Origin of the sequence: Neisseria sp. HMSC069H12 (assembly GCF_001812735.1) — a bacterium.
In the GTDB taxonomy this organism is placed as follows: domain Bacteria; phylum Pseudomonadota; class Gammaproteobacteria; order Burkholderiales; family Neisseriaceae; genus Neisseria; species Neisseria subflava.
On the sequence record NZ_KV810232.1, the window covers coordinates 1 to 8,511 of the forward strand.

Genomic DNA, 8,511 nt, shown 5'->3' on the forward strand with positions numbered 1-8,511 from the left:
TGTGGTGTAAACAACGCAACGTTTTCCTACATCTTATGTAACGTGTTACGGTAGTCATTAACATCATCCCTATAATCAGTTATCAATTTTTTATTGCGTTCTGCCAATTCCAAAGCAGGCTGATAATTGCGTTCTGAGAGTATTGAATTAATACCGGTAAAATTAGCAATACCGTGTGACCACAACAGAGATCCAGCAGCTGGTGAAACTGTCTCCTTTAAATAAGGTATACCGTTACTGTCATTGCTGTATCCATTAAGTTTCAGCATGATTAATTCTCTTTCTTTAGCTAGGATAACCATTTTACCATAATGAGGCGCTGCAGCTGATACCGCATCTGACGCCAATGAGTAATTGATTACTTTATCCCCCCCCTTTAGGAATCCCATTTAAAGCTGCTGCACCATAGGCGTTAAAGGTAACGCCCTCCTGCTTGAAACGATAAGATTGAATTTGAGCTAACGTTCCACCTAAGGAATGACCAACTTGTGTGATTCGAGGGGTGTTATACTCAGGGTGATCATCGTGAAATTCCTTAGCTGCTTTTAGCGCTATCCTAGTCAGTTTTGCTGCATCTTCTGCCTGGATATTGGCCTTATGTATAACCATTTTCAGATCAACGTTGACATCCATCAGAGATGACGTCCCCCTATGGGCGACAACAATCTCATTGGTACGGACATCTTGATAAACTACACCTTGGTAGTCTGTTGTCGGATTTTTGTGGACAGCTAGGACTCTATAATGATTTCCACCAATAAGTAAGGTTTTATTAGGAGGGGTAACCACACGGTTTTCATAGGAATCTTTGGCAAGGTCGGCATATTGTTGTTTGCTTAGTTGGCTCATGGTTTAATTTCCTCTAAAGTAACGGTAATACTAAAAAAATCATTGTCATTATGAGGTCCCGGTCCATAACCTTCCAAAGTATTTTCCCCAAAATCAGGGGCTATTCTTTCATCTGGTAAACCGTCTTCATTTTTATGATACGGATACCCTCGCTTCCAATAATATTTGGTCAGTGTTTTTTCTTTTTCAAGATTTTCCATTACATCGCTGATATTGAATTCAGTTTCTTCCTTTTTACCTGTTGCCTTAAATGAAGCTCCAAAATTTTCAGGCTTCCATTGACAGACACCTTCTCCGAAATAATCTTCATCCAATACAGCATCAGCATAGAAGAGTACTTCGTATTCATCATGCCCAACCAAATTCATTTTGATTGGAACATTTTTTTCAGGAGATGCCGTCGCACCTGCCAACCGACTAATGGTATAAGAACAATTTCTTGCTGCATAACCAATATACATATCATTTATAGGTTTCATCGGCCCCGGTGCATTCTTAATCTTAACCTTGACCCTGTATGGTTGTTTCGGCTCGGGGTTTAATTTGAAACGTGCTTCCGTTTGTTGTTGGACACTCATATTATTTCTCTCCGTACAGGCATTTAGGCTTAAAGTTGACAATAAAGCTGCAGATAGCAACAGGATAAAAGGTTTCATCAGTAAAGTCCTTATTCAATATCATGAGCAAATTAAATATTTTAAGATAACTTGATCAGGATACATTCATGTTCGTTGATTGTCTGATGCTTCAACGTATTTACCACATTATTCTAAATAGTGATTATTAAGGTATATTATAACAATATTCAGACATCTTAACTGAGATGATACTGATGGTAAATTGATAGTAATTAACGGGGAAAATGTAGTCTGAATGGTAATATTTAAGAAATATTGGAAACTCTACTTTACCTTATCCTACTCATCGTTTTTTTCTATTTCTTCTTCCTTCTTCTAAATTTCAATAACTTGTTTTAAAGTATTCAGGTCCATGAATATTTTAGGAGTGTTGACAATCTAAAAGGCCGTCTGAAATCACTTTTCAGACGGCCTATTTAATATCAGATGATAAAACTGCTTCATCCAGGCAACAAACAGTTTGATTTAGATTTTTACTATAGGTATATTACTTTTCATCTGATTTAGATAACCGACAGCATCATGAAGCCTGCTTTTTGTCTCCCAATATTGCTTTTACTTTCAGCCTGCCGTCCTGAAGCTGAGACAGCCGACACGGCTGCACCAACGGCGCGTAAGCCTTCTTATTACGAGTCTGAAAAGCGTCAAACTGCAATAACCCCAGTTAAAACACAAATTTCTGCATTATCTGCAATCAAAAGCCAAGCCGATTTTGACTTACTTTCGCGTATCTATGAGCAAGGTAGTGAATATGAAATTCCTCATATCCTCTTTCTCATCGATCGTGAAGACGATAACCGTACCGACTACATCAATACTCCCAAATTTCGGCTGCATGAGCACTATCTGGCTACGATCTTGAAACCTATGCTGTCAAAAACTGAATTGAATCAACAATACCGTAGTTCTAACCGGCGTTATCTGTTTGGTACTATCAGTTGGCAGAATAGTACTCAGGAATATGTTTATGAGTTTTGGGAAGGAGATAAAATCACGCCTGAATTGTTGAGATTGGCGGCAGGTCGTCTGAAAGACAGTTTCTACGCTCCGTTGCGTTATAAAACCAATTCTTTATGGCAGGAAACCGTTGCCGAACAAAGTAAAGTTCCTTTTATTACCCAAGAAAGTTTGATTAAGAATTTCCCCTACCTGCCTCTAAACCAAGGTAAAGCGATAGGTACATTACGCGTTATTGCCAAAGAAGATGACCTTTATAATGTTAGCGCCGACGATATTATTATTTTGAAAGAGGTTCCTCTAGAGTTGCCTCCTGTGGCAGGGATTATCAGTGAAAAACCATCTACTGCATTGTCCCATGTGAATGTACTGGCACGCGGTTGGGGGATTCCCAATATTTACCTTAAAGATGCAGAAAAAATCCTAGCCCCATATATTGGCCGTCGTATCGAATTTGAAGCGACTGCTAAGCAATACCGAATTGTCCAAACCAACCAAAACACTACCAGCAAAAGCTTTTCAGACGGCCTTACCCTGCCCCAACCTAATGTTTCCGATTATAGCCTTCGGGCCTTGGCAAACCTGCGCCGTGATGACAGCCGTTACTGCGGCAGTAAGGCTGCCAATCTCGGTCATATCCGCACCCATATTGCAGGCAGTAACGTACCTGACGGATTCTGCATTCCGTTTGCCTACTATCAAGCCATGATGGATAGGCTGGGTATTAATGCGACAACACTGGCACAAATAGAAACGCAAAGTGATGGAGACAACCGCAAGCGCCGCACTGCTTTACTCACACTGCAGAAAAAAATTACCGATGCCGAAATCCCGTCAGAATGGAAACACAGATGGGCTGAACAATGGCACAATCAATTAAACAGCAAAGGTGTGTTTGTCCGCAGCTCCTCTAATTCCGAAGACCTGCCCAATTTCAGCGGCGCAGGGCTGTACACCACCGTGCCAAATGTTACCGATGAAAACGCGTTAGCCGAAGCGGTGAAACAATCTTGGGCTTCCGTCTTCAATTACAGCGCATACGAAGCCCGCCGTATTGCCGGACTGCCTCACGATAGCGTGAAAATGAGTGTCTTTGTGCAACAAAGCATCAATGCAGATCTCTCCGGCGTGTTGGTTACCATCAATCCTTATGATATTGCTCAGAAAAACAGCGCCTACATTGCCGCCAAACGCGGGTTGGGTATTCGTGTCGTTGAAGGTAAACGGGTAGCCGAACAGGTAGTCTATAACCGTCGCAATGATTCTGTACAACGTCTCAGCTCCTCTAATGAAATCACAGCATTGCAACTGGATAAAAATGGTGGAGTACGAGAAGTGCCTGTAACCAGTGGCAATGTGATGAATCAAGAACAAATACGTCGCCTTGACCAAACCGGCCAACAAATCAAACAGCTATTTGCTAATGGTGAGCAGGACATCGAATGGGCGTTTGACAATGGTAAGCTTGTTATCCTCCAGGCACGACCGTATCTAAACGGCACACGTTAAAGTAAAAGGCCGTCTGAAATTCTCGTTTCAGACGGCCTTTGCATCATAAGTTAGTTATACCCTATACTTCCCGATCTACGAGGAACTATGATGTCAAAACAACTAGCTTTTTATTTTATTCGCCATGGCCGTACCCAATGGAACGAACAGGGGCTTTTACAGGGATCCGGCAATTCACCACTGACCGAACAAGGGATTGCAGGAGCTCTGAAAACCGGCATAGCGCTACAACAAGTAGAATTTACCGCTGCTTACTCCAGCATTTTACAACGTGCCATTGATACGGCTGGCCATATTATCGGCCAGCGTCCCATCCCTCTTTTTCAACACTGTGGACTAAATGAGCAATCTTTTGGAAGTTGGGAAGGTATGCAGATCGCTGACCTGCGGAAGCTAACAGAATTCAAACAACTGACCAATGACCCGGCAGCTTATAAAGCATTAAGCAATGGTGGCGAAACCTTTGAACAATTGGCAGTACGTGCAATGGCCGCCCTTTACGATATCATTAAGGTACATCAATCGGGCGCTAATATTTTAGTGGTATCGCATGGCCACACCTTGCGGCTTTTATTGTCCTTATTAGGCGGAGCGACTTTGGAAAACCATCGTGATGAGGGTAAATCCGTGTCATTATTGAATACTTCTATCAGTATTGTGAAATACGATAGTGAAAGTGGTTTTCATATTGAGCAGCTTAACAATGTGGCTCATTTATAATGATCACAATCTGTTACCTAATTCACACATCGACACACTGTTAGTCTGTTAGCTCAAGCCCCAATACGCTCGTTTTAAATCTACTCATTATTTTTTATTTTAAATCTCAACCAAAGCAGCGTCTTTTCTGTATTAATGCCTCTACCGTAACTTCTAAAAAACCGTTTGTACTTAACGATTTAAACGGTTTTTTAGTATCAATTTATTTATATTCCATGCTTTTAAATACGGTCAAATTTTCAGGTGTTTTTGCAAATCAACTTTAAAATCCAACTGCTTGCCCCATCAAGCTCTACCCGTACTTAACCCTGCTTTGCCGTTTTCCCACAAAGTTTTCAGCAATACTTTCCACGCCGACAATTTGGGATCAGGCTGTTGGCCTTGTCCGATTAAGTCCATTTGCGTCATATACCAGTTCATTTCCAACATCGCGCCCGCTTTTTTATCAACCAACGCTACGCCCGTTTGGATGCGGTCAGTTTGCACGGTTGGGTAAGTGCCGTTTTGCATTTTGTTTGCCAAATCAGGGACTAAGGCAAACGGGCGGGCGACGCCGACCAAATCCAAATGGCCGCTGGCGAGTGCATCTTCCATGGCGTTTTGCGAACGGAAGCCACCCGTAATAATCAACGGAGCTTGGCTGAATCTCTACCAACTTTTAATGTACCGTTAGTAATACTGACATTAGAGTTAAATATCACTCATGTTTCTTGGTGCAAATAAAGTGGTGCCACTCCCTCTTTGAACAAAGTCAACAATCTTAGTAGTAGGGGAAGCTGAGGTCATTTCAGGCGTGAAGTTAAAATCATCTGTTTGTGCGAAATCAAATTTGACCTTTTGAGGATTCTCTTCAAGTTTAATTTTTTCTACATCAAACGTGCCTGCTTTGTTGTTATCACCAATTTGGATGTTGGTTGTACCATTTCCTACTCTTAATGTCCCCGCAGTAAGTTTACTTTCATCTGCAACTAATACATTAACAGTATTGGTTTTAGAGCTCCAATCACTTGCGGCAACACGAATTTCGGCGTTTTTCGGGTACTGAAGCAATAAACCTTTACCGGTAACTGAAATTACCGTATTGGTGACATCTTCCGGGGTATCACGAAGCCATCCCCAAAAGTGAGGTGTCGGTTCAGTCCCTTCAAATTCACCGATTACCTGCCCACCATTGGAAACATATAAATTACCACTACCAAAGTTACCGATATTCATTGGATTATTGGCATCACTGGTTACAATGAGTTTACTGCCTTGCCCGTCAACGACAACAGTTCCTTTAGACTGGCGATGGTTGGCTATATGTAATGTCCCTTGTATATTTACAACAGAGCCCCCATCAATTCTAAGATTACCTTCATTACCATTACCACTACTAACTTGAACTAAGCCGTTAACCGTATCTGGGTTTACTTTCCCAAGGGTTTCCGGAATTCCGTCATTAGTCCCTGACCAAGTAACGCTTGCATTCGCAGCCAATGGCGCGGCTAATAGAAGCAACGTAAGTTTATTAAGTTTAAATTTTATAGTTTTTTTTCCTCTCTGTCTCAGAATTAAGACGGGGCGCGATCATATCACTTTTTTATTGCTGAAACAAATTAGCAACCATATTATAAGAACCAAAACATCTAATAAAAAACCACCTTCAGAAGAAGGTGGTTTTTGTTTTATATATTTGTTATTTGAATTACCAAGCGTAGCTATAACCTAACACGGCTTTCGCACCGGAACGGTTACCTTTATTGCCTAGAGAATGTTCTAAACGAAGATCTGCATGAATAGCGTGATTACCGAATGGTACATTTAAACCTGCACCACCTTCCAACCAAGTGCGGGAATAATTCTCGCCATATTTGGTATCACCGATTAAGACAGATTTTGCTTTAACAAAATCATGCCATACGTTTGCGACAAAATACACGTTTGGGTTACGTTGGAAGTCTTTGCTGTGGCTTAAACGCACACCAATACGTCCACGTAAGTTGTTGTCCGAACCTTGTGCAACATCACGAACTCCATCATGGAATGATTGAAGTTTTAAATGTTGGTAAACCAATTGGGTTTGTGGTTCAAGGCGCCAGTTGGAATTGCCTAATGCAAAGCTGTGACCACCCTCAACAGATACCGCACCGCTCCAACCATGTTGTCTTACTTCACGGCTAAGATTGGGATTATACTTATTGGTTAAGTAAGAGAATTGAGCCACAGTATCCACATAAGCATCATTTACTGCACGGTATAAGTGATATACACCGATGTTTGCTGCTGTTGTTTTACCTTTACCGGTATATTTATCAGCAGCCACAACGCCGTTTTCAGCACGATATTGGTCGTAGAAGCGACTATCTGCACGAGAATAAGCAAAATATACACCGCTTAGAGATTGTGGTACGCCATTTTGCATTTCGCTGCGGTTAAAGTCATAACCTACTTGTGCGACATATTGTGAACTATCAACGTCTAAACGGGAACGTCCCTCGGTTTCCAAGCGTTTACCGGAAACACGCGCCCAAACGGAAGAATTTGGTGATTGACTAATTTCACCACGACGTTGGTGTAAGGTATCCAACACGCTATAACCTAATTCCATGTTGACTCGTGGCATTTGGATATATGCAGAAACCGGTGCCGCATAAATATCATGACCAAATGCTTTTAATGTCCACGCGTAAATAGAACGATCCTTCTTGGTTAACTGAGCTTCTCCGGCATTTCTTGTTTTAGCCGTTCCAGTAAACGTAGCTTGAGAATTTATATTTGCGTCCCAAACCACAGGAGCTGAATAAGCATCTTCATGAGCTTTACGAAGAATGTCTCCTTCAATATAACCACTAGCCGTTTCAACTACAGTATGGCCGGTTGCTGAACGTAGAATATACAAAAGATCTGACTTGGTTGTACTTGAATCATTATTCCAAACGGAACTGACAATCAATTTTCCGTTATTAGAAGTATAGTCAAGCACTCGAAGTGTTTTATTTGCCGATTCATCATCAGAGGCAAGACGAATAGTACCTTCATTATTAACGGTTAATGCGTCAGCATTATGACCGTTTAATGCTAATGTACCTTTGGAACCAATATTAATCTCATTGGTTTTAGTTCCAGCACCAAAAAAGACATTATCTCTACCGACTTTCAATGTACCATCGGTAATATCAATTTTAGAATTTACGCCTCTCATGCTTGTTGGCGCAAATAACGTTGTGCCAGAACCACTTTGTATGAAATTAACATGAGATTCTTTCAGTGAACCATACGTGTGGATAATAGGGGTAAAATTCAACTCATCATTTTGGTCAAAGGTGAATGTTGGTTTTGTAAGACCAATAGAAAAACGTTTAACATCTAGTGTTCCACCTTTACCTTTGTTGCCAATTTGGATATTGGCTGTGCCATTTTCTAATTGCAACACACCTGCGCTGAGTTTACCGCCATTAGAAATCAATACATCAACATTTGTTTCTTTGTGGCCGCCACCAACTACACGAATTAATGAGTCTTTATGATAAGAAAGTTCAGAACCTTCACCATCAATAATAATTTTAGTATTAATAGCTGTTCGACCATCTGGCTTATGAAGAAGCCATCCCCAAAAGTGAGGCGCGTTAGGATCACCATGAAATGTTGAGCTTACCTTTCCGCCCTCTAAAATAGAGAGATTCGCATTACTGTAGTTACCGATATTTAAAACCCCGCCTACATTTAATTCACTTCCGGCACCTGTGACAGTCAATTTACCACCGAAACCGTCATTGTTTTGATTTCCAATCATTACTGTATCACTGATATTTAACTTAGAGCCATTATCTGTAGGAAAACGTTGCGTTGTTTACAC

The 8,511-nt window shown here is 41.1% G+C and carries 8 protein-coding genes; 2 read left to right on the forward strand and 6 right to left on the reverse strand.

The features are described 5' to 3' along the window. Nucleotides 1–26: 26 nt before the first annotated feature. The 3 genes from HMPREF2872_RS00285 to HMPREF2872_RS00295 are packed head-to-tail and all read right to left on the reverse strand — an operon-like array spanning nt 27 to nt 1,505. A complete protein-coding gene (locus tag HMPREF2872_RS00285) occupies nt 27–389 on the reverse strand; it encodes a hypothetical protein (RefSeq protein ID WP_070630361.1) in 363 nt (120 codons plus the stop codon). Then, on the reverse strand, nt 364–849 hold the full coding sequence (locus HMPREF2872_RS00290) for a Tle-like phospholipase domain-containing protein (protein WP_070630363.1): 486 nt from the start codon (nt 847–849) through the stop codon (nt 364–366). The genes HMPREF2872_RS00285 and HMPREF2872_RS00290 overlap by 26 nt, the downstream gene beginning before the upstream one ends. Beyond that, nucleotides 846–1,505 (reverse strand): hypothetical protein, encoded by a 660-nt coding sequence (locus HMPREF2872_RS00295; RefSeq protein ID WP_283118944.1) that lies wholly within the window; start codon nt 1,503–1,505, stop codon nt 846–848. Before HMPREF2872_RS00295 ends, HMPREF2872_RS00290 begins: the two co-directional genes overlap by 4 nt. Before the next feature lie 504 nt (nt 1,506–2,009). Here HMPREF2872_RS00295 and HMPREF2872_RS00300 point away from each other — a divergent pair. Both HMPREF2872_RS00300 and HMPREF2872_RS00305 read left to right on the forward strand, forming a co-directional pair. Then, nucleotides 2,010–3,953 (forward strand): PEP/pyruvate-binding domain-containing protein, encoded by a 1,944-nt coding sequence (locus HMPREF2872_RS00300; protein WP_070630364.1) that lies wholly within the window; start codon nt 2,010–2,012, stop codon nt 3,951–3,953. An 87-nt stretch (nt 3,954–4,040) separates the two neighbouring features. Beyond that, on the forward strand, nt 4,041–4,673 hold the full coding sequence (locus HMPREF2872_RS00305; protein ID WP_210398832.1) for a histidine phosphatase family protein: 633 nt from the start codon (nt 4,041–4,043) through the stop codon (nt 4,671–4,673). A gap of 285 nt (nt 4,674–4,958) precedes the next feature. Here HMPREF2872_RS00305 and HMPREF2872_RS00310 read toward each other — a convergent pair whose 3' ends face one another. From HMPREF2872_RS00310 to HMPREF2872_RS00320, 3 genes are all read right to left on the reverse strand, one after another. After that, on the reverse strand, nt 4,959–5,303 hold the full coding sequence (locus HMPREF2872_RS00310; RefSeq protein ID WP_141752823.1) for an FMN reductase: 345 nt from the start codon (nt 5,301–5,303) through the stop codon (nt 4,959–4,961). Nucleotides 5,304–5,363: 60 nt separating this feature from the next. Further along, nucleotides 5,364–6,152 (reverse strand): hypothetical protein, encoded by a 789-nt coding sequence (locus HMPREF2872_RS00315; RefSeq protein WP_168164744.1) that lies wholly within the window; start codon nt 6,150–6,152, stop codon nt 5,364–5,366. 208 nt (nt 6,153–6,360) lie between these two features. Beyond that, entirely contained in the window at nt 6,361–8,448 is a 2,088-nt protein-coding gene (locus HMPREF2872_RS00320) for an autotransporter outer membrane beta-barrel domain-containing protein (protein ID WP_070630373.1), read from the reverse strand. Nucleotides 8,449–8,511: the final 63 nt, after the last annotated feature.

Bases quoted from the DNA above. Each gene is read 5' to 3' on its own strand.
- HMPREF2872_RS00300 (WP_070630364.1), top strand. From the start codon at position 2,010: ATGAAGCCTGCTTTTTGTCTCCCAATATTGCTTTTACTTTCAGCCTGC.
- HMPREF2872_RS00290 (WP_070630363.1), bottom strand. From the start codon at position 849: ATGAGCCAACTAAGCAAACAACAATATGCCGACCTTGCCAAAGATTCC.
- HMPREF2872_RS00295 (WP_283118944.1), bottom strand. From the start codon at position 1,505: ATGAAACCTTTTATCCTGTTGCTATCTGCAGCTTTATTGTCAACTTTA.
- HMPREF2872_RS00285 (WP_070630361.1), bottom strand. From the start codon at position 389: ATGGGATTCCTAAAGGGGGGGGATAAAGTAATCAATTACTCATTGGCG.
- HMPREF2872_RS00305 (WP_210398832.1), top strand. From the start codon at position 4,041: ATGATGTCAAAACAACTAGCTTTTTATTTTATTCGCCATGGCCGTACC.
- HMPREF2872_RS00320 (WP_070630373.1), bottom strand. From the start codon at position 8,448: ATGATTGGAAATCAAAACAATGACGGTTTCGGTGGTAAATTGACTGTC.